16 protein-coding genes and 1 tRNA gene are annotated in these 20,246 nt (G+C 70.8%); 10 read left to right on the top strand and 7 right to left on the bottom strand.

The features are described 5' to 3' along the window. The first annotated feature begins 175 nt into the window (after positions 1-175). From tkt to pgl, 6 genes are read left to right on the top strand one after another with little or no spacing between them, the layout of a single operon-like run. Entirely contained in the window at positions 176-2,272 is a 2,097-nt protein-coding gene (tkt, locus tag AUV07_RS04795) for a transketolase (RefSeq protein ID WP_062635164.1), read from the top strand. Then, positions 2,269-3,381, top strand: a complete 1,113-nt coding sequence (tal, locus tag AUV07_RS04790; RefSeq protein WP_062634304.1) for a transaldolase — start codon at positions 2,269-2,271, stop codon at positions 3,379-3,381. Before tkt ends, tal begins: the two co-directional genes overlap by 4 nt. Next, on the top strand, positions 3,378-4,985 hold the full coding sequence (locus AUV07_RS04785; protein WP_025103657.1) for a hypothetical protein: 1,608 nt from the start codon (positions 3,378-3,380) through the stop codon (positions 4,983-4,985). Before tal ends, AUV07_RS04785 begins: the two co-directional genes overlap by 4 nt. Positions 4,986-5,005: 20 nt before the next feature. Beyond that, the gene (gene zwf, locus AUV07_RS04780) at positions 5,006-6,556 is read left to right on the top strand and encodes a glucose-6-phosphate dehydrogenase (protein ID WP_062634302.1); all 1,551 of its coding nucleotides are present in this window, start codon (positions 5,006-5,008) and stop codon (positions 6,554-6,556) included. Continuing rightward, positions 6,553-7,488 (top strand): glucose-6-phosphate dehydrogenase assembly protein OpcA, encoded by a 936-nt coding sequence (locus AUV07_RS04775; RefSeq protein WP_062634299.1) that lies wholly within the window; start codon positions 6,553-6,555, stop codon positions 7,486-7,488. The genes zwf and AUV07_RS04775 overlap by 4 nt, the downstream gene beginning before the upstream one ends. A gap of 5 nt (positions 7,489-7,493) precedes the next feature. Further along, entirely contained in the window at positions 7,494-8,273 is a 780-nt protein-coding gene (gene pgl, locus AUV07_RS04770) for a 6-phosphogluconolactonase (protein ID WP_062635162.1), read from the top strand. Here pgl and AUV07_RS04765 read toward each other — a convergent pair. Next, the gene (locus AUV07_RS04765) at positions 8,267-9,307 is read right to left on the bottom strand and encodes a DMT family transporter (RefSeq protein WP_062634297.1); all 1,041 of its coding nucleotides are present in this window, start codon (positions 9,305-9,307) and stop codon (positions 8,267-8,269) included. The genes pgl and AUV07_RS04765 overlap by 7 nt on opposite strands. A gap of 61 nt (positions 9,308-9,368) precedes the next feature. Between AUV07_RS04765 and def the strand changes: the two genes are divergently transcribed. Together def and AUV07_RS04755 are read left to right on the top strand one after the other, a co-directional pair. Further along, complete coding sequence (gene def / locus AUV07_RS04760) at positions 9,369-9,935, top strand: peptide deformylase (RefSeq protein ID WP_082802854.1); 567 nt, start codon at positions 9,369-9,371, stop codon at positions 9,933-9,935. Between the two features lie 117 nt (positions 9,936-10,052). Continuing rightward, positions 10,053-10,568, top strand: a complete 516-nt coding sequence (locus tag AUV07_RS04755) for a septum formation family protein (protein ID WP_062634293.1) — start codon at positions 10,053-10,055, stop codon at positions 10,566-10,568. 64 nt (positions 10,569-10,632) lie between these two features. On the opposite strand, the gene AUV07_RS04750 is transcribed toward AUV07_RS04755, so the two are convergent. Beyond that, positions 10,633-12,045: a helix-turn-helix domain-containing protein gene (locus tag AUV07_RS04750; RefSeq protein WP_062634292.1), complete on the bottom strand. Its 1,413-nt coding sequence runs from the start codon at positions 12,043-12,045 to the stop codon at positions 10,633-10,635. Positions 12,046-12,159: 114 nt separating this feature from the next. Here AUV07_RS04750 and AUV07_RS04745 point away from each other — a divergent pair, with 114 nt between their 5' ends. Together AUV07_RS04745 and AUV07_RS04740 are read left to right on the top strand one after the other, a co-directional pair. Then, complete coding sequence (locus AUV07_RS04745; RefSeq protein WP_025103665.1) at positions 12,160-13,257, top strand: alcohol dehydrogenase catalytic domain-containing protein; 1,098 nt, start codon at positions 12,160-12,162, stop codon at positions 13,255-13,257. A gap of 44 nt (positions 13,258-13,301) precedes the next feature. Then, a complete protein-coding gene (locus AUV07_RS04740; RefSeq protein ID WP_062634290.1) occupies positions 13,302-14,738 on the top strand; it encodes an APC family permease in 1,437 nt (478 codons plus the stop codon). A 118-nt stretch (positions 14,739-14,856) separates the two neighbouring features. On the opposite strand, the gene AUV07_RS04735 is transcribed toward AUV07_RS04740, so the two are convergent. From AUV07_RS04735 to dusB, 5 genes are all read right to left on the bottom strand, one after another. Continuing rightward, a tRNA-Asn gene (locus AUV07_RS04735) sits at positions 14,857-14,932 on the bottom strand. Between the two features lie 97 nt (positions 14,933-15,029). Further along, a complete protein-coding gene (locus AUV07_RS04730) occupies positions 15,030-15,803 on the bottom strand; it encodes an ATP-binding cassette domain-containing protein (protein ID WP_025103667.1) in 774 nt (257 codons plus the stop codon). 36 nt (positions 15,804-15,839) lie between these two features. Beyond that, positions 15,840-17,708, bottom strand: coding sequence for a DNA primase (dnaG, locus tag AUV07_RS04725; RefSeq protein WP_062634288.1), 1,869 nt, complete (start codon positions 17,706-17,708; stop codon positions 15,840-15,842). Further along, positions 17,708-19,093 carry a deoxyguanosinetriphosphate triphosphohydrolase gene (locus AUV07_RS04720; RefSeq protein ID WP_062634287.1) on the bottom strand — a complete coding sequence of 462 codons (1,386 nt, stop codon included), beginning with the start codon at positions 19,091-19,093 and terminating at the stop codon, positions 17,708-17,710. Before AUV07_RS04720 ends, dnaG begins: the two co-directional genes overlap by 1 nt. Then, the gene (gene dusB, locus AUV07_RS04715) at positions 19,083-20,237 is read right to left on the bottom strand and encodes a tRNA dihydrouridine synthase DusB (RefSeq protein WP_062634285.1); all 1,155 of its coding nucleotides are present in this window, start codon (positions 20,235-20,237) and stop codon (positions 19,083-19,085) included. Before dusB ends, AUV07_RS04720 begins: the two co-directional genes overlap by 11 nt. Positions 20,238-20,246: the final 9 nt, after the last annotated feature.

The following is a 20,246-nucleotide window of genomic DNA, read 5'->3' as shown; positions in this document are numbered from 1 at the left end:
TCCGCGCCTTCCACCCCTCAGTCGCCGGGACCGTCCCCGCTATGCTGAGAGCACTCGCGCGCCCGGTGCTGCGCACAACCCCGCCCGTCTCCTGGACGATGCGGGATGCGCCAGGGAAGTTGCGGATGCGCCAGGGAATACCGGCGCCCTCGAAACTGTCGGAAAGGGCATGAACGTGTCGGAATTGCAGTGGGACGAGATCGATCGACGCGCGGTGGACACCGCCCGGATCCTGGCGGCCGATGCGGTCGAGAAGGTCGGCAACGGTCATCCCGGCACGGCGATGAGTCTGGCTCCCGCCGCCTATCTGCTCTACCAGCGCGTGCTGCGGCATGACCCGACCGACACCGACTGGCTCGGTCGCGACCGCTTCATCCTGTCGGTCGGCCACTCGTCGCTGACGCAGTACGTGCAGCTCTACCTCGGCGGGTTCGGGCTCGAGCTCGACGACCTCAAGGCGCTCCGCACCTGGGGCTCGAAGACCCCCGGTCACCCCGAGTACGGCCACACCAAGGGCGTCGAGATCACCACGGGCCCGCTGGGCCAGGGCCTCGCCTCGGCGGTCGGCTTCGCGTACGCCGCCCGGTACGAGCGCGGCCTCTTCGACCCCGAGGCCGCAGCGGGCACGAGCCCGTTCGACCACTTCGTCTACGTGATCGCGGGCGACGGCGACCTGCAGGAGGGCGTCACCAGTGAGGCCTCCTCGCTCGCCGGCCACCAGCAGCTCGGCAACCTCATCGCGATCTACGACTCAAACCAGATCTCCATCGAGGACGACACGAACGTCGCCTTCACCGAGGACGTCGCCGCTCGCTACGAGGCCTACGGCTGGCACGTGCAGACCGTGGACTGGAAGAAGACCGGCGAGTACGTGGAGGACGTCGCCGAGCTCCACGCCGCGATCGAGGCGGCCAAGGGCGAGACCGACAAGCCGTCGCTCATCATCCTCAAGACCATCATCGGCTGGCCGGCTCCCGGCAAGCAGAACACCGGGAAGATCCACGGATCGGCGCTCGGAGCCGACGAGCTCGCCGCCACCAAGAAGGTCCTCGGGTTCGATCCGGAGCAGACCTTCGTCGTCGCCGACGAGGTGCTGGAGCGCACGCGCGGCCTCGCGGAGCGCGCCGCCGAGGCCCGCGCCGCCTGGCAGGAGTCGTTCGATGCCTGGGCGGCCGCCAACCCCGAGCGCAAGGCCCTGCTCGACCGCGTCGAGGCCCACGAGCTCCCCGCCGACATCGCCGACGCGCTCCCCGCCTTCGAGGCCGGCAAGGACGTCTCCACCCGCGCCGCGTCCGGCCAGGTCATCAACGCGCTGGCCGCGCAGCTCCCCGAGCTCTGGGGCGGCTCCGCCGACCTCGCCGAGTCGAACCTCACGACGATCAAGGACGCGCCGTCCTTCATCCCCGCCGAGTGGTCGACCCACGAGTGGTCGGGCACCCCGTACGGCCGGGTGCTCCACTTCGGCATCCGCGAGCACGCCATGGGTGCGATCGTCAACGGCATCGTGCTGCACGGGCCCACGCGCGCCTTCGGGGGCACGTTCCTCATCTTCAGCGACTACATGCGTCCGGCCGTGCGCCTGGCCGCGCTGATGAACGTGCCGAGCGTCTTCGTCTGGACGCACGACTCCGTCGCCCTCGGCGAGGACGGTCCGACGCACCAGCCGATCGAGCAGCTCGCGACGCTGCGCGCGATCCCGAACCTGGCCGTCGTCCGTCCCGCGGACGCCAACGAGACCGCCGCCGTGTGGCTCGAGATCCTCCGGCGCCACGAGGGCCCGGCCGGCATCGCGCTGACCCGCCAGAACATCCCGGTGTTCCCCCGCGGCGAGGGCGAGGCTTCGGGCGATACCTTCGCCTCGGCCGCCCAGGCCGCCAAGGGCGCCTACGTCCTGGCCGAGGCGCCGAACGGCACGCCGGACGTCATTATCGTGGCCACCGGCTCCGAGGTGCAGCTCGCGGTGAACGCCCGCGAGGTGCTCGCCGGCGAGGGCGTGAACGTCCGCGTCGTCTCCGCCCCCTCGCTGGAGTGGTTCGCGGAGCAGGACGAGGCCTACCGCGAGAGCGTGCTGCCGTCGTCCGTCACCGCCCGCGTCTCGGTCGAGGCCGGTTCCGTGCTCACGTGGCGCGGCATCGTCGGCGACCGCGGCCGGTCGGTCGGCATCGACCACTTCGGCGCCTCCGCCGACTACAAGACCCTCTTCGAGAAGTTCGGCATCACCACCGAGGCCGTCGTCGCGGCCGCCCGCGAGACCATCAAGGAGAACGCATGAGCACCCCCACCGCCCAGCTCGCCGCCGCCGGCGTCAGCATCTGGCTCGACGACCTCTCGCGCACCCGGATCTCCTCCGGCAACCTCGCCGAGCTGATCGCGTCGCGCAACGTCGTGGGCGTCACCACGAACCCCACCATCTTCGCGAACGCGATCACGGACAAGAACGACACGTCCTACGACGCGCAGGTCACCGAGCTCGCCGCGTCCGGAGCCTCGGCCGAGGACGCCGTGTTCGCCGCGACGACCCAGGACGTCCGTGCCGCGCTCGACGTCTTCCGCCCGGTGTGGGAGGAGTCCGGCCACGTCGACGGACGCGTGTCGATCGAGGTCTCCCCCGACCTCGCCCACGACACCGACGGCACCGTGGCGCAGGCCAAGGAGCTCTGGGACCGGATCGACCGGCCCAACCTCCTCGTGAAGATCCCGGCGACCAAGGCCGGCCTCCCGGCCATCACCGAGGCGATCGCGAACGGCATCAGCGTCAACGTGACCCTCATCTTCAGCCTGGAGCGCTACGCCGAGGTCATCGAGGCGTACCTCACGGGACTCGAGCGCGCCAAGGAGGCGGGCATCGATCTGTCCACCATCCACTCCGTGGCCTCGTTCTTCGTCTCCCGGGTCGACACGGAGACGGACAAGCGCCTGAGCGCGATCGGAACGGACGCGGCCGCCGCGCTGAAGAGCAAGGCGGGCCTCGCGAACGCCCGACTCGCCTACGAGCTCTTCGAGAAGACGTTCGCCGAGAAGCGCGCGCAGGATCTCCTCGCCGCCGGCGCCAACGTCCAGCGCCCGCTGTGGGCGTCCACCGGCGTCAAGGACCCGAACCTCCCCGACACGCTGTACGTGACCGAACTGGTCGCGGACGGCGTCGTGAACACGATGCCGGAGAAGACCCTCGAGGCGACGTTCGACCACGCCGTCGTCACCGGAGACACCATCACCGGCGGCTACGAGGAGGCCCGCGAGGTCTTCGCCGGGCTCGCCGAGGTGGGCGTCGACTTCGACGCCGTCACCGAGGTGCTCGAGGAGGAGGGGGTCGCGAAGTTCATCGACTCCTGGCACGACCTGCTCGCGCAGGTCACCGAGGCTCTGGAGGCCCAGCGATGACCTTCGCCATCCACGCATCGGGCGCGGCGCGCGTCGCCATCGAGGAGACCGTGCCGGCCCTGGTCCACGACCTCGTCGCCTCCCGCATCACCGGTGGCGACGCCACGCTCTGGGGTCCGGCCGCCGAGGCCGAGGCGTCGGTCCGGCTCGGCTGGGTCCAGGCCGTCTCGGTCTCCCGCCCGCTGGTCGCGGAGATCGTCGCACTGCGCGAGGAGCTCGCCGCGAAGGGCGTCACCCGCGTGGTCCTCGCCGGGATGGGCGGCTCCTCGCTCGCTCCCGAGGTCATCGCGCAGACGTCCGGCGTCCCGCTCACGATCCTCGACTCCACCGCCCCGGGACAGGTGCTCGCCGCGCTCGACGAGGGTCTCGCCGAGACGGTCCTCGTCGTGTCCTCGAAGTCGGGCTCCACGGTCGAGACCGACTCGCAGCGCCGGACCTTCGAGGCCGCCTTCCGCGACCTCGGCATCGACCCCACCGAGCGGATCGTCGTGGTCACGGACCCGGGTTCGCCGCTCGACGCCTCGGCGCGCGAGGCCGGCTACCGCGTCTTCAACGCCGACCCGAACGTGGGCGGCCGCTACTCGGCGCTGACCGCCTTCGGCCTCGTGCCGTCGGGACTCGCCGGCGTCGACATCGACGAGCTCCTGGACGAGGCCGAGGCCTCCCTGCTCGAGGTGGCCGTGGACTCCGCCGACAACCCCGCGCTCCGACTCGGGGCCGCGATCGCCGCCACGAGCCCCCGTCGCGACAAGCTGGGTCTGATCACCGACGGCACGCACATCAAGGGGCTTCCGGACTGGATCGAGCAGCTGATCGCCGAGTCCACGGGCAAGGAGGGCACCGGCATCCTCCCGGTCGTCCTGCTCCCGGTCTCGCCGGAGCTCGACCCGGTCCCCGCCGACCTCCAGATCGTGCGTCTCGTCGACGACGCCAACGAGTTCCACCTGCACGAGCGGCACGAAGGCGAGATCCTCGTCAGCGGCACACTCGGCGCGCAGTTCATCGTCTGGGAGTACGCGACGGCCATCGCCGGGCATCTCCTCGGCATCAACCCGTTCGACCAGCCCGACGTCGAGTCGGCCAAGGTCGCCGCCCGCGGCCTGCTCGACGCCCGCCCGGAGCCGACGGCGCCCGCGTTCGTCGAGAACGGCGTCGAGGTCCGGGTCTCCGATCCCGCCCTCGCCGTGTCGGGCACGGTCGAAGGCGTGCTGGACGCCCTCTGGGCCCAGCTCCCCGCCGACGGCTACGTGTCGATCCAGGCCTACGTCAACCGCCTCGAGGTGCCGCAGCTCCAGGGCCTGCGCGAGCTGGTCGCCGCCGACTCGGGGCGTCCGACCACGTTCGGATGGGGACCGCGCTTCCTGCACTCCACGGGCCAGTACCACAAGGGCGGCCCCGCCCAGGGCGTGTTCCTGCAGATCCTGGAGCGCACGGACGTGGACCTCGAGATCCCTGACCGCCCGTTCACGTTCGGGCAGCTCATCCAGGCGCAGGCGGCCGGCGACGCGGGCGTGCTCGCGGAGCACGGACGACCCGTCGTCTCGCTGACGATCACCGAGTCCTCGGACGACGTGCTCGCCCTCTTCGAAGCCGCACAGAAGTAACCGCAGGAGAGCCCCCACCGATGTCTGTTCCCATCTCGCGCGGGCACAACCCGCTGCGCGACCCCGACGATCGTCGTCTCAACCGGATCGCGGGACCCAGCGCCCTCGTGATCTTCGGTGTGACGGGCGATCTGTCCCGCAAGAAGCTCATGCCGGCGGTCTACGACCTCGCGAACCGGGGGCTCCTGCCCCCGGGCTTCGCGCTCGTCGGGTTCGCCCGCCGCGATTGGGAGGACCAGGACTTCGCCCAGGTCGTCTACGACGCCGTGAAGCAGCATGCGCGCACGCCCTTCCGCGAGGAGACCTGGACGCAGCTGCTCCAGGGCATCCGCTTCGTCTCCGGCGAGTTCGACAACCCGGACTCCTTCCGCAAGCTGCGGGAGACCGTGGAGAAGCTCGACGTGGAACGCGGCACCATGGGCAACCACGCCTACTACCTCTCGATCCCGCCGAAGGACTTCCCGCTCGTCGCGAAGCAGCTCAAGGACTCGGGGCTCGTGGGCGAGGACGCGGATGACGACGAGCGCTGGCGGCGCGTCGTCATCGAGAAGCCGTTCGGGCACGACCTCGAGTCGGCTCGCGCTCTCAACGCGGCTCTCGAGGTGGCGTTCCCCGCCGACTCGATCTTCCGCATCGACCACTACCTCGGCAAGGAGACGGTGCAGAATATCCTCGCGCTGCGCTTCGCGAACGAGCTGTACGAGCCGATCTGGAACCGCAACTACGTCGACCACGTGCAGATCACGATGGCCGAGGACATCGGCGTCGGCGGTCGTGCCGGGTACTACGACGGGATCGGCGCCGCACGCGACGTCATCCAGAACCACCTGCTCCAGCTCCTCGCGCTCACGGCGATGGAGGAGCCCATCAGCCTCTCCGCCGAGCATCTGCGGGCCGAGAAGGAGAAGGTCCTCGCCGCGGTGCACGTGCCGGAGGATCTCTCCCTCGCCACCGCGCGCGGACAGTACGCCGGTGGCTGGCAGGGCGGCGAGAAGGTCACCGGCTTCCTCGACGAGGAGGGGATGAACCCCGAATCGACGACGGAGACGTACGCGGCCATCAAGCTGGAGATCGACACCCGGCGCTGGGCGGGCGTGCCGTTCTACCTGCGGACGGGCAAGCGCCTCGGCCGTCGCGTGACGGAGATCGCCGTGGTGTTCAACCGTGCGCCGCAGCACCTGTTCGGCCGCGGCAACGCCTCCGAGCTCGGTCAGAACGCCCTCGTGATCCGCGTCCAGCCCGATGAGGGCGTGACCATCCGCTTCGGCTCCAAGGTGCCGGGCAACGGCACGAACGTCCGCGACGTGACGATGGACTTCGGCTACGGCCACGCGTTCACCGAGGCGAGCCCGGAGGCTTACGAGCGCCTGATCCTCGACGTCCTGCTGGGCGATCCGCCGCTGTTCCCGCGGCATGAGGAGGTCGAGCTCTCCTGGAAGATCCTCGACCCGGTGGAGAAGTTCTGGGCCGCGCAGAGTGGTCCGGTGGAGCAGTATGCGCCCGGCTCGTGGGGACCGGCTTCGGCCGACGACCTGCTGGCCCGCGATGGACGAGTCTGGAGACGCCCGTGATCATCGACCTTCCCGACACGACCGTCAGCCAGGTCGCGAAGCAGCTCGTCAAGGTGCGCGAGGAGGGCGGTGCCGTCGCCCTCGGTCGCGTCCTCACGCTCGTGATCTCCGCCCGCAAGGGCGTCGCGGAAGCCGCGATCGACGCCGCCAACGATGCCTCTCGCGAGCATCCGATGCGCGTGATCGTGCTGACCACCGGCGACGGCGAGTCCCGCCTTGATGCGCAGATCCGTGTGGGCGGCGACGCCGGTGCGAGCGAGGTCGTCGTGCTGCATGCGCACGGCGATGCCGCGAGCAACGAGGAGAGCCTGCTCACCGGCCTCCTCCTGCCCGATGCTCCGGTGGTCGCGTGGTGGCCCGATGAGGCCCCGACGTCCCCGGCGACGTCTCCCCTCGGCCGCATCGCCCAGCGGCGCATCACGGACGCCGCCACCTCGCCCGACGTCCGCGACCGCCTCGCCCTCCTCGGGCGTACGCACGCCCCTGGTGACACCGATCTGGCCTGGACGCGCCTGACGCACTGGCGTGAGCAGCTCGCCGCGGTGCTGGACCAGCCGCCGTACGAGACCATCACCGCCGTCGAGGTCCGCGGAGCGAGCGCCTCGCCGTCCACCGCCCTGCTCGCCGCGTGGCTGCAGATGGCCCTGGACGTCCCGGTGCACTGGTCGTACGAAGACCCGGAGCACTGGCAGGAGGGCATCAAGTCGGTGCGCCTCACCAGGGAGTCCGGCGACATCCTCCTCGAGCGCCCGTCGCCCGGCCTCGCCGTGCTCACCCAGCCGAACCAGCCCGACCATGATCTCCACCTGCCGCGGCGGACGCTGCGCGAGTGCCTCGCGGAGGAGCTGCGCCGGCTCGACCCCGACGTCCTGTACGGTCGAGTGATCACGGAGGGCTGGGAGAAGCTCGGTCCGCCCGAGACAGGAGAGTGACCTCGATGCCGGGATCGTCCGCAGAGAAGCGGGTCGTGGTCGAAGCCACCCCGACCGCCCTCGCCCTCCGGGTCGCCGATCGCTTCCTCACCCGCGTCCGCGCGCGTACGCGCAACGGACGGCTGGCGCACATCGCGCTGACGGGCGGATCGATGGGCGGCGCCGTTCTGCGCGCCGTCCGGGACAACCCGCGGTCGGCCGAGATCGACTGGTCCCTCGTGCACTTCTGGTGGGGTGATGAGCGGTATGTGCCGCGGAACGACGCGGACCGCAACGCCCTCCAGTCCCGGGAGGCGCTGCTCGACCACATCGACGTCCCCGCGGACAACGTGCACGAGGTCGCCGGCTCCGACAGCGGCCTCGAGCTCGATGAGGCCGCCGCGGCGTACGCCGCCGAGCTCGCCCGTTTCGGCACCGACGACCACCCCTGGCCGTCCTTCGCCGTGTGCTTCCTCGGCGTCGGACCGGACGGCCACATCGCCTCGCTCTTCCCGGACCGCGAAGAGGTCACCGTGACCGATGCCGCAGCGCTCCCGGTGCGGGACTCCCCCAAGCCCCCGCCCGAGCGGGTGACGCTCACCCGCCCGGTGCTGAACGCGTCCAAGCGCGTCTGGCTCGTGCTCACCGGGGCCGACAAGGCGTCGGCGTTGGGCCTCGCTCTCGCCGGTGCGAGCTATACGAGCGTTCCCGCAGCCGGTGCCAAGGGGCGCAAGCGGACGGTCTTCTTCGTCGACGAGGCTGCGGCATCCGAGGTCTCCCCCGACCTCATCGACCAGGCCTACTGACCGTCGGGGTCGCGCCTCTCGGGCGTGTCCGGCCGCTCCGGCGCGCTCGGCGCTGGCGGGGTCGGAGGGGCCACCGGGTCGCTGCCTCGGGTGATGCCGAGGTCCTGGCTCTCGCTGAGGACCTGCGGATGGAACCGGGCGAGTCCGACCACACCCCAGACGGCGATGCCGCCGGCGACGCCGAAGATGATGAAGACCCACCAGGGCGCCGCGGCGGCCTCACCGAGCACGAGCATGCCGATGAGGACGGCCACCATGGGGTCGACGACCGTCAGGCCCGCGATGACGAGGTCGGGCGGACCGGAGCTGTAGGCGGTCTGCACGAAGTACGCGCCCACGGCACCCGCCGAGAGCAGCGCGAGCAGGCAGACCGCGGTGATCCACTCGAACTGGCCTGCCTCGATGCGCTTGATGATGACCTTCGCGAGGGTGGCGACGAAGCCGTAGAGGATGCCGGCGCCGATGATGTAGAACAGCGCGCGCATCCGATGCCGGAGGATGAGCCAACACGCCCCGAGCACGATGATCACGACGAGCAGGATCGCGAGGATGACGAACAGCTCGCGGTCCGTGACCTCCTTCTCCGTGGCGTAGATCGCGGCGAAGAACACGAAGAGGAAGATGCCGCCGACGCAGGCGATGATCGCGGTGAGGGACTGCCTCGTGGGGGCGTGACCGGAGATGCGGGCGTTGAGCAGGGTCGTGATGACCAGGGCGATGGCGCCGAGCGGCTGCACCACGATCAGCGGCGCCTTGACGAGCGCGGCGAGCTGGCAGACGATCGCGAGGCCCAGCATGAGCGTCCCGATCACCCAGGACGGTCGCGTGAACAGGCGCTTGAGCTGATCGAGGCTGAGACCGGCGGCGCCGTCGGAGCCGCTGAGCCGCTCGACCTTCTCCACGCCCCGGTGCTGGTACTGCGCGCCGAGCGACATGAACACCGCACCGGCAAGGGCCAGCGGGATCCCCAGGAGGAGGCCGGGGTTCTGGAACGCTCCGACCAGCTGGTCGCCGACGTCCTCGACCGTCCCCATCCACACCCCTGCGCTCACAGTACGACCCTACCCGGAGAGTGCCGCCGACTAGGGTTGTGACGTGGCTGTCCTTCCGATTCGCATCATGGGCGATCCCGTCCTACACTCCCCCGCCTCCCCCGTCGAGGCGATCACCGACGAGATCCGCACCCTCGTCGCCGACATGTTCGAGACCATGGACGCCGCGCCCGGCGTCGGCCTCGCCGCCCCTCAGGTCGGCGTGCCGCTGCGGATCTACACGTACTCCTACGTCGACGACGACGACCAGCCCTGGCGCGGTGTGCTCATCAACCCGGAGCTGTGGATGACGCCCCCGGAGCCGGGCGCGCCCGACCCCGAGCTGGAGTCGGAGGGCTGCCTGTCCTTCCCGGGCGAACGGTTCCCGCTGCGTCGCTCCGATCGCGTCCGCGTGACGGCGACGGACCTGGACGGCGCTCCGGTCACGCTGGAGGTGGACGGCTGGCGCGCTCGCATCATGCAGCACGAGTTCGACCACCTCGACGGCGTGCTCTACATCGATCGCCTCTCGGACTCCGACTGGAAGACCACGCAGAAGATCGCGCGCAAGCGGGGCTGGGGGCGCCCGGGGGCCAGCTGGCTCCCCGGCGTCGACGACCTCGAAGGCTGATCGCGTTCAGCCGGCGCACAGCATCCTTCAAGTTGCGTCATAGACTCCGGGCACTATAGCGTGTTCGCGGCGGGGATATTCAGCATGCCCCGCGTCACGCTCTGAAGGGGATATTCCATGATGAAGTCGCGCACCCGTCGCGCACTCGTGCTCACCGGTTCGGCTGTCGCCGTCTCGCTCGCCCTCACCGGCTGCAGCGCGATCAACAGCATCCTCGGCGGCGGTCGCGCCGACGCCGACCGCGACGAGGAGACCGGCCAGGTCACCGAGAGCGCGAACATCGACGTCTTCTCCGTGAAGCTCGGCGACTGCATGCTCGAGACCGGCTCCGGGATGCTCACCGACGCGAACGTCGTGCCGTGCTCCGAGCCGCACGACGAAGAGGTCTTCTACGAGATCAAGATGGACGACGGCGAGTACTCGGAGGACGCCATCAGCGCCGCGTCCGAGGAGTGCATCGGCGACGCGTACACGTCCTTCGTCGGCGTCTCGTACCAGGACTCCGCTCTGGACGTGACCACGCTCACCCCCAGCCAGGACTCGTGGGAGCAGGCCAACGACCGCGTGATCCAGTGCATCATCATCGACCCGGCCGGCCAGGTCGAGGGGTCGCTCAAGGGCGCCGCGCGCTGATCCGACCGCGTCTCCACGAAGGGCTCCGCCACGAGGCGGGGCCCTTCGTCGTCCCGGTGGCTCGTCAGCCGTCGGAGGCGCGGAGGGCGAGCCACGCGGCGACGCGGTCGTCCGGATCGGAGAGGGAGAGCCCGGTGAGATCCTCGATCCGTCGGACGCGGGTCGTCAGCGTCTGTCGGTGGATTCGCAACCGCGCTGCGCTCTCGCTCCACGCCCCGTTGCACGCGAGGAACACCCGGAGGGTGTCGAGGAGTTCGGCCGGCCGCTCGGCCGCGCGCAGCGGGTCGAGCAGACGCGCGAGGCGAGTGGTCTGATCCGGATCCAGCGCCCCGAGCACGAACGACACCGTCGGAATGGCCTCGTAGCGGACCACGCGTTCGCCGCCGGTGCGCGCGGCCTCGCAGGCGTGCCGCGCCTCGTCGATGCTCCGGGCGAGGGCATCCGTGCCCGCCGGTCGGCCGAGACCGAGATAGAGCGTCGATGCGAACGCCCTGGCGCGATGCGCGATCTGCTCGGCGTGGTCTTCGCGCACCACACCCTGGACTATTCCCCGCTGCGACGTGAAGACATGCTCCGCGCCCAGCTCGTCGAGCCAGAGGCCGAGCAGATGCTCGACGTCGACACCGCTGGTGCGGGACGCGAGGGCGAAGCCCACCAGCACGCGCTCGTGCACGCCCCAGCGGCGGAGCAGACGAGTGGCCTCCTCCCCTCCGTCGCGCACGGTCTCGAACATCATCGAGCGTCCGAGGCGTTCCAGCTGACTGCTGTCCCGGGTGCGCATCAGGAGATCGAGCAACGCCGCGGCCTGCGAGCTCAGTTCCCGACCGCGGCCGGAGCTGTCGTTGCGCGGAGCGGTCACGAGCTGCGCGGTGATGTCCTGGCCCGGACCGACCGGGTGCACCTGCAGAGCGCGATGCCGCACCCGCACCGGGCGGCCGACGGCGACGGCGATCGCGTCGTCGATGTGCAGGCTCCCTGCTCCTGCGGTGGTGATGACCTCGCCGTGCCGATCCAGCAGCACCGCCCACCCGTCGATGCGGTGCGCGAGTTCCGCGATGACGCCGGTGATGCCGCTGCGCCGCGCCGCCAGGGTGAGCACCCGCATCGCCGAGGTGATCGCGCGGGCCTCCGCCGCCTGATCGACCGCGAGGAGCGAGGTCAGCGTCGGGACGAGCAGCGACGGCGGCATCGGTGCCCCGACGATCGCCGTGATCCCCGCGTCCCGCACGGCTTCGCGAAGACGGGGGCTGTCGTCGCTCGTGACCACCACGGCCTCCCCCAGCGCGCCGCGGCGATCGCCATCGACGCCGAGGATCGCGGCCTCTTCGGCCACGACGAGCGTCGCATGGAGCGGATCCACCGGCGGACCGAAGTCGTCGAGGGGCAGGACCGCATTGACCGGCCGCGCTCCGGGGACAGCGCCCGGCAGCAGCTCCGCACGGAGGTACCTGGCCACGGAGGCGACGTCACGAGCCACCTTCCGATCATACAAGTTGTCGAAGAGCGGCCGCCCTGTTCACGCTTCTGTCGGATGCCGAGGGCTTCCGCTCTCTCCTAGCATCGTGCGCATCCCCACTTCCCGAAGGATGTCATGAAAGCTGTTGTCTTCCGCGACCCCCAGTCGCCCATCGAGTTCGTCGACGTCGACCTCGCTCCTCCCCGCGCCGGTGAGGTGCGCGTGCGCATCGCCGCCGCCGGTGTCTGCCACTCCGACCTGCACGTCAAGCGCGGCGAGTGGGACGCCGCCGCTCCCCTGGTCATGGGCCACGAGGGCTCCGGCGTCGTCACTGAGCTGGGCGAGGGCGTCACCACGCTCGCCGTCGGCGACCACGTCGTGCTGAGCTGGGTGCCGCCGTGCGGCGAGTGCCGCTACTGCCGCGCCGGGCACGAGGCCCGGTGCCAGAAGGTCGCCACCGTGGTCGCTCCCCTCGGCGTGCTCTTCGACGGCACGTCCCGGCTGAGCCGCGACGGCGAGCAGCTGCACCACTACCTGGGCGTCTCGTCCTTCGCGGAGGAGGTCGTGGTCCCCGCATCCGGAGCCGTGAAGGTCCGCGACGACGCGCCCCTCGACGTCATCGCCGTGGTCGGCTGCGCGGTCGCGACCGGTGTCGGCGCCGTCCTGAACACCGCCGCCGTGGAACCCGGATCGACCGTCGCCGTGATCGGCTGCGGCGGCGTCGGGCTCAACGTCGTCCAGGGCGCCCGACTCGCCGGGGCCGAGCGCATCGTCGCGATCGACGTGCGGCCGGAGAAGACGCAGATGGCCCTGCAGTTCGGGGCCACGGACCGCATCGACGCCTCCCAGGGCGATGCCGTGGCCCAGCTGCGCGAACTCATCCCCGACGGCGTCGACTACGCCTTCGACGCGATCGGACGCACCTCCACGACCGAGCAGTCCATCCAGATGCTCGGACTCGGCGGCGCCGCCGTCATCGTCGGGCTGCCGCCCACGGGAGCACGCGCCTCGTTCGAGCCGCTCGTCCTCGCCGAGGCCGACCAGCGCATCCTCGGCTCGAACTACGGCTCGGTGCGGCCGTCGATCGACGTCCCCGCGCTCGTGGACCGCTACATGGACGGGCAGCTCAAGATCGATCCGCTGATCTCCGGTCGCCGTCCGCTCTCCGAGGCCGCCGCCGCCCTGGACGACCTCGACGGGGGCTCGGCGCTGCGCACCCTCCTCATCCCCTGACCGCCGCGCGCGGCCCATCCCTGAAACCCGAAACCAGGAGAACCATGTCAGACACCGTCGTCGCCCCGCCCGGCGCTCCGCAGGATGCCGGTCTCCGCACCGGCGTCATGAGCGGACCCGAGCTCGCCGCCCAGGCCATCGCCAACATCGCCCCCAGCGCCGTCATCGCCTTCACGGCCGCCGCCATCTTCCTCGGCGCCGGGAACGGCACCATCTACGCCTTCGCACTGGCCACCATCGTGATCCTGTGCGTCGGCTACTGCGTGGTGGTGTTCGCCCGCAAGCACGCCTCCGCAGGCTCGCTGTACACCTACGTGTCGAAGGGCCTCGGCCCGTTCGGCGCCTTCCTCGCCGGCGTGACGCTGCTGATCGGCTGCTTCGGCATCGCGGCGGCCTCCCTCAGCGGCTCGGTCAGCTACATGGGGCAGTTCCTGAGCATGCTGGGCCTCCCCGCCCAGGGACTCGGCTGGGACATCGGCCTGGCGATCGTGCTCGGCGGGCTGGCGACGCTGTTCACCATCCGCGGCATCCGGCTCTCCGCTCGGGTCTCGCTCGTCCTCGAGCTGCTCTCCGTCGGCATCATCCTCGTGCTCCTCATCGCGGCGCTCGCGTGGGCGGGCCCCTCCGCCTGGGACCCCGCGCAGGTGCTCGCGACCGGCTCGTCGTTCCAGGGCATCGCGTCCGGCATGGTGCTGGGCATCCTGGGCTTCGTCGGCTTCTCCTCTGCAGACGCCCTCGGGCGCGAGGCCAAGGAGCCGTACAAGGCGATCCCCCGCGCGATCATGTGGAGCGCCCTCGGCGTCGGCGTGCTCTACGTCTTCGCCGCCTACACCCAGATCGCGGTCCTCGGAGACGACCTCGCAACCGCCGGGAGCCCGCTGGAGAGCATGTCCGCCCTCATCGGCATGCCGGGCTGGTTCGCGGCCGTGCTCACGTTCGGCGTCTCGGCGTCGTTCTTCGCGGTCGTCGTCGCGCCGCTCAACGTGATCGGCCGCATCGTCTACGTGATGGGCAAGGAAGGCGTCGTCGCGGAGCGCTTCGGCCGCACGCACGAGCAGCACCTCACGCCACACCGCGTGCTCATCCTCGCCGGTGCCGCGGCGATCACGGTCGACATCGTGCTGCTGGTGGCGGGGGCGGCGACGGGCGACATCCTCGTCTGGGTCAACACCTGGGGCACCTACGGCTACATGGTCGCCTACGCCCTGGTCGCCATCGCGTGCGTGGTCTACACGCAGCGGGCGAAGATGCGGAACGGCCTCGTGAAGGTGTGCGCCGCGGTCGCGGTCGTGACGATGGCGTACGTCTTCTTCGCGAACGTGTGGCCCGTGCCGGCCTTCCCGTACAACGTGATCCCGTACGTGTTCCTCGTGACCGTCGCTCTCGCGCTCACCCGGTACGCCTACCTCGCCCGTCGTCGCCCTGACGTGATCGCCCGGATCGGCAACACCGAGACGAGCGCCATGGAGGGCGTCGGCTGAACCGTCCTCCCCGACAGGAAGAGCCCCTCCGCGAGGAGGGGCTCTTCCTGTGTCCCGAGGCGCAGACGAGCGGTCCGGGAACGAGAGAAGCCCCCTCCGTGGAGGGGGCTTCTCTCGTTGGCTCCCCGGCTTGGACTCGAACCAAGAACCTGCCGGTTAACAGCCGGCTGCTCTGCCAATTGAGCTACCGAGGAATGTGCGCCGCGGTGCGGGCAACTCGTCAAGCTTAGCAAACTCGAGACGCTGTTCGTGACACCGGGGCGCCTTCCGCAACCCTCGGGCGTGTCGCGCTCAGCGGCGGGAATCCGACTCCGCATTCGGCACCCAGAGCAGGTCCTTGCCGACGCCCCGCGCGACGACGTGGCCCCCGCGCAGCATGAGGGTCTCCGCGTTCAGCTCCCGGATGAAGTCCGCGTCGTTGGTGACGAGGAGAGCCGCCATCCCCTCCTCCTTGCGGCGCCGGGTGATGGCGTCGAAGACGACAGGTCGCACCTCCAGATCGAGGTTCGCGAGGATCTCGTCGGCGATGAGCACCCGCGGCTCCAGCACGAAGGAACGGGCGATCGCGACCCGCTGGCGCATGCCGGCGCTGAGCTCGTAGGGGAACTTCGCGGCGGTCCCGAGCGGCAGGTGGAGCTCGTCCAGGAGCGTCGCCACTCGGATGGAGAGCGCCCGGGTGTTGACGCGCTTCTCCCGGATGAGGATCGGCTCGGCGATGACCTCGTTGACCGTCAGCTGCGGCGGCAGGTCCGCCCCGGCACCCTGCGGCACGAAGCCCGTGCGGTAGGTGAGGATGCGATGCTTGCGACCTGGACGACGGATGTCGATGCCACACACCTGCGCCCGGCCGCCGACGACGCGCACCGAGGGATCGGTGGAACCCGCGAGCGCGGCGACGAGTGTCGACTTGCCCGAGCCGGTCGGCCCCGCGACGCAGATGAGCCCGCCGGGGGCGAGCGAGAACGTCACGCCGTCGACCGCGCGATTGGGCGTGCCGTGGCCGATCCGGTCGATGACCAGATCGGAGCACTCGATCGCATTCGAGGATTCGGGCGTGCGGGGCATATGTCCATCCTGCCGTCTCGTCCGGGACCGTTCCGGTTACGACTCGGCGAAGAACCGCTGCCGCTCCACGTCGATGTCCCGCAGCCGCACCCGCAGCGCGCGCCCGCCGTCGGAGTCGGCAGGGACGCGCTGGACCGCGCCCAGCAGCTCCTGCTTCTCGCGCTCGAGCTGCCGCACCACCAGCCGTCGGGCGAGATCCGTCGCCGACGCCACCGCGCCGGCCTCGTCTCGTGCCGGGAACGGCGTCATCAGCAGCTCGCCCGCGAGCGAACGGTACGGCTCGCGCACGCTGTTCACCGCGTCCGTCACCCAACCGGGGCGGCTGCGGTCGGGGGCCGCAGCGACCGCCTCGCGCACGGCATCGAGGCCGGGCGTGCGGAACGGCTCCGCGAGGGCTCGCGTCAGCAGCGCCGCATCGATCTGGTGACCGTACTGCAGGGCACCCATGAGCGCGTCGCGCTCCACGGCGACGTCGGGCGAACGGGGCAGGCTGGCGAGCGTCACGGCCGCGACGACCGGCCCGCCCGTGGCGGGATCGACCCGCGGCGCGGCCTCTCGACGCGCCTGAGGAGCGGCCGCCTGCGCACCGCGGGCGGCGCGCTCGACCTCCCCATGCACCTCGGTCGGGTCCATGCCGAGTCGGCGTGCCAGCACCCGCTCGTAGCCGGGGCGCAGCAGGCGGTCGCGGATCTCCGCCACGATCGGGGCCGCGGCACGGAGGGCGCCGACCCGGCCCTCGACCGTGGAGAGGTCGAAACCCGCGAGCTTGCGGTCGATGGCGAACTCGAACATCGGCTGCTTCGCGTCCATGAGGCCGCGCACCGCCGCGTCCCCGCGCTGCAGCCGGAGGTCGCACGGGTCGAGGCCGTCCGGGGCGACCGCGACGAAGGTCTGTGCGTTGAACCGGTCGTCCTCCGTGAACGCCCGCAGCGCGGCCTTCTGTCCCGCCTCGTCGCCGTCGAAGGTGAACACCACCTCACCGGACGCGTTGTCGTCGCCCATGACCCGGCGAAGCACCTTGATGTGCTCGGCGCCGAACGCGGTGCCGCAGGTCGCGACCGCGGTCGTGAGCCCGGCGAGGTGGCAGGCCATCACATCGGTGTAGCCCTCCACGACCACGACCCGGCGCGGGTCGCCGCGGGCGATGTCGCGCTTGGCGAGGTCGAGCCCGTAGAGCACCTGGGCCTTCTTGTAGATCGGGGTCTCGGGGGTGTTGAGGTACTTGGGGCCCTGGTCGTCGTCGAACAGCTTGCGGGCGCCGAAGCCGATCGTCTGCCCCGACACGTCCCGGATCGGCCAGACGAGGCGGCCACGGAACCGGTCGTACACACCGCGCTGTCCCGCCGAGACGAGTCCTGCGGTGCTCAGCTCCTCGCGCGTGAAGCCCTGGGCGGTCAGCGCCTTGAGCATGCCGTCCCATCCCCGCGGGGCGAAGCCGACGCCGAAGTGCGCCGCCGCCCCGGCGTCGAAGCCGCGCTCCCCGAGGAACCGGCGGGCCGCCTCCGCATCCGGCGACAGCAGCTGGGACCGGAAGAACTCCGCCGCGGCCGTGTTCGCCGCGTACAGCCGGCTGCGGCCACTGGTCTCCGGCGCCGCGCCTCCGTCCTCGTAATGCAGGGTGTAGCCGATGCGGCCCGCGAGCCGCTCGACCGCCTCCGTGAAGCTCACGTGGTCCATCGCGCGGAGGAAGGAGTACACATCGCCCGACTCCCCGCAGCCGAAGCAGTGGTAGTAGCCGACCTGCTGACGCACGTGGAAGCTGGGGCTCTTCTCGTCGTGGAAGGGGCACAGTCCCTTGAGGGACCCGACCCCCGCCGATCTGAGGGCGACGCGCTCCCCCACGATGTCCGCGATGTTGGTGCGGGCCTTGACCTCGTCGACGTCGGCCTGCCGGATGCGGGGCATCAGCGGGCGCCTTCTGCGACGGGCCGCCTCTCGACAGGCGTGCGCGCGCCGGGGCGCGCATGACGCGGCGTCCAGATGCCGACCTCCGCCGGGTCGATCTCCCCGACCAGGCGGTTGTGCCAGTCGATCGCACTCTGATCGGTCAGGCTCGCGATCTGATCCACGACGACCCGCGCCCGCTCCGCGTCGCTCTCGGCGGCGACGAAGTCGGCGGCGAACGCGGGCTCCAGCACATCCGCGCCGGCGGACCACAGGGTGTCGGTCGACCACAAGGCGTCGGCCAAGCGCTTCAGCACTCGGCGCTGCTCCTTGTAGACGCCCTTCCTGGCATCGATCGTGACGATCGCCTGACCCATGATCCCCTTGAGAACCGCGATCTCGACCTCGACGACGCGGGGCACGATCACGTGCGCGTTATAGCGGACCAGGCGCGTGCCCCCGAAGGCCTCCCGGGTGGCCGCGACCGCCGCGCGCGCGAACCGGCCGATGAGGTCGCTGGTGAGGTTCTTGAGCCGGGCGAGATCCTGTCGGGAACGGTCGAAGGACGCGAGCCACATCGGCTGCGAGGCGAGCCGGTAGAGGGCGTCGGCGAGTTCGTCGCGCGTGAAGTCGTAGCCGACCCACTGCTGGATCCGGCTGAGCAGGGCCTCGTGCGCCGCCGGGTCGGCGAGCTGCGCGACGTCGACGTAGCCGTTGACGATCGCGTCTTCGAAGTCGTGCACCGAGTAGGCGATGTCGTCGGAGAGGTCCATGATCTCGGCCTCGATGCAGCGCAGGCGCCCCGGTGCTCCGTCGCGCATCCAGCGGAACACGGCCTCATCCTCCGGGTACACGCCGAACTTGAGCCGGCCTCCCGGGTCGGGGACGGGGCTGTCGACGGTCCACGGATACTTGCAGGTCGCGTCGAGACTCGCCCGCGTGAGGTTCAGGCCGACGGAGGAGCCGTCGGCGTCGAGCACCTTCGCCTCCAGCCGGGTGAGGATGCGCAGCGACTGGGCGTTGCCCTCGAAGCCGCCGATGGCCGATGCCCACTCGTTCAGCGCCCGCTCGCCGTTGTGACCGAACGGCGGGTGGCCGAGGTCATGGCTCAGACACGCGGTGTCCACCACGTCCGCGGAGACCCCGAGCGCCGCGGCGAGCTCCCGGCCGACCTGCGCGACCTCGAGCGAGTGGGTCAGACGGTTGCGGGCGAAGTCGGCCGTGCTGGCGGGGCTGAGCACCTGCGTCTTCGCGGCGAGCCGCCGCAGAGCCGCCGAGTGCAGCACGCGCGCGCGGTCGCGGGCGAAGTCGTCCCGCTCGGAACGATGGGTCTCCGCGATGAAGCGCTCCGCGTCGCGCGGGTCGTAGCCGTCGGCGCGCGCGCCGACCCGGGGGTCATCCGCCACTGTTCTCGATCTCCGCTCCACGCATCATCTCCGACGCCGCCGAGGCGAGCTCGCGCGACTCCAGCCACTTCTCCGGAAGGGCCGTCTTCTTCGGGTGTCCCGCGCGACCGCGCTGCCCTTCGGCGTCCGCGCCCGGGTACGGAGCCGCACGGTCGAGTCGGCCCAGGAGGTCGTCGATCTCCTGCAGGCTCGACGCGGTGGCGAGGCCCGTGCGGATGTCGCCGCCCACCGGGTAACCCTTGAAGTACCAGGACACGTGCTTGCGGATGTCGCGGCAGCCGCGGTCCTCGTCCTCGAAGAACTCGACGAGCAGCTCCGCGTGTCGGCGGAAGGCGTCGGCGACGAAACCGAGGGTCGCGTCGACCGTCTTGCCCTCTCCCCCGAAGGCGAGAGCCAGCTGTCCGAACAGCCACGGCCGGCCCAGGCACCCGCGGCCGACGACGACGCCGTCGCAGTCGGTTTCCGCCATCATGCGCACGGCGTCGTCCGCCGACCAGATGTCGCCGTTGCCCAGCACGGGAATGCTGGTCACAGCCTGCTTGAGCTCGCCGATCGCGCTCCAGTCGGCGTGACCGGAGTAGAACTCGCTCGCGGTCCGGGCGTGCAGAGCCACGGCGGCGGCTCCGGCATCCTCCGCGGCACGTCCGGCGTCGAGGAAGGTGAGGTGGTCCCGGTTGATGCCCTTGCGCATCTTGACGGTGAGTGGGATGTCGCCGGCGGCCTTGACGGCCTGATCGACGATGTCGGCGAAGAGCTTCGACTTCCACGGCAGGGCCGCACCGCCGCCCTTGCGCGTGACCTTGGGGACCGGGCAGCCGAAGTTGAGGTCGATGTGATCGGCGTGGTCTTCCGCGACGATGATGCGGACGGCCTCGGCGATGGTCTTCGGATCGACGCCGTAGAGCTGGATGGAACGCGGCGTCTCCGACTCATGGTGCCGGATGAGACGCATCGTGGTCTCGTTGCGTTCGACCAGCGCGCGCGAGGTGATCATCTCGCTCACGTAGAGGCCGGCCCCGTACTCCCGGCACAGGCGTCGGAAGGCCGTGTTCGTGATCCCGGCCATCGGCGCGAGGACGACCGGCACGTCGAGGTCGATCGGGCCGATGCGGAGGGGGCGGGCGGGGGCGGTGGCGAGAGTCATGGCGTATCC

It is taken from the genome of Microbacterium sp. CH1 (assembly GCF_001595495.1).
Lineage (GTDB): Bacteria > Actinomycetota > Actinomycetes > Actinomycetales > Microbacteriaceae > Microbacterium.
This window is presented reverse-complemented; position numbering and strand designations above follow the sequence as displayed.

Bases quoted from the DNA above. Each gene is read 5' to 3' on its own strand.
- AUV07_RS04740 (WP_062634290.1), top strand. From the start codon at position 13,302: ATGTCAGACACCGTCGTCGCCCCGCCCGGCGCTCCGCAGGATGCCGGT.
- AUV07_RS04745 (WP_025103665.1), top strand. From the start codon at position 12,160: ATGAAAGCTGTTGTCTTCCGCGACCCCCAGTCGCCCATCGAGTTCGTC.
- AUV07_RS04755 (WP_062634293.1), top strand. From the start codon at position 10,053: ATGATGAAGTCGCGCACCCGTCGCGCACTCGTGCTCACCGGTTCGGCT.
- AUV07_RS04730 (WP_025103667.1), bottom strand. From the start codon at position 15,803: ATGCCCCGCACGCCCGAATCCTCGAATGCGATCGAGTGCTCCGATCTG.
- zwf (WP_062634302.1), top strand. From the start codon at position 5,006: ATGTCTGTTCCCATCTCGCGCGGGCACAACCCGCTGCGCGACCCCGAC.
- dusB (WP_062634285.1), bottom strand. From the start codon at position 20,237: ATGACTCTCGCCACCGCCCCCGCCCGCCCCCTCCGCATCGGCCCGATC.
- dnaG (WP_062634288.1), bottom strand. From the start codon at position 17,708: ATGCCCCGCATCCGGCAGGCCGACGTCGACGAGGTCAAGGCCCGCACC.
- pgl (WP_062635162.1), top strand. From the start codon at position 7,494: ATGCCGGGATCGTCCGCAGAGAAGCGGGTCGTGGTCGAAGCCACCCCG.
- tal (WP_062634304.1), top strand. From the start codon at position 2,269: ATGAGCACCCCCACCGCCCAGCTCGCCGCCGCCGGCGTCAGCATCTGG.
- AUV07_RS04765 (WP_062634297.1), bottom strand. From the start codon at position 9,307: ATGGGGACGGTCGAGGACGTCGGCGACCAGCTGGTCGGAGCGTTCCAG.
- AUV07_RS04785 (WP_025103657.1), top strand. From the start codon at position 3,378: ATGACCTTCGCCATCCACGCATCGGGCGCGGCGCGCGTCGCCATCGAG.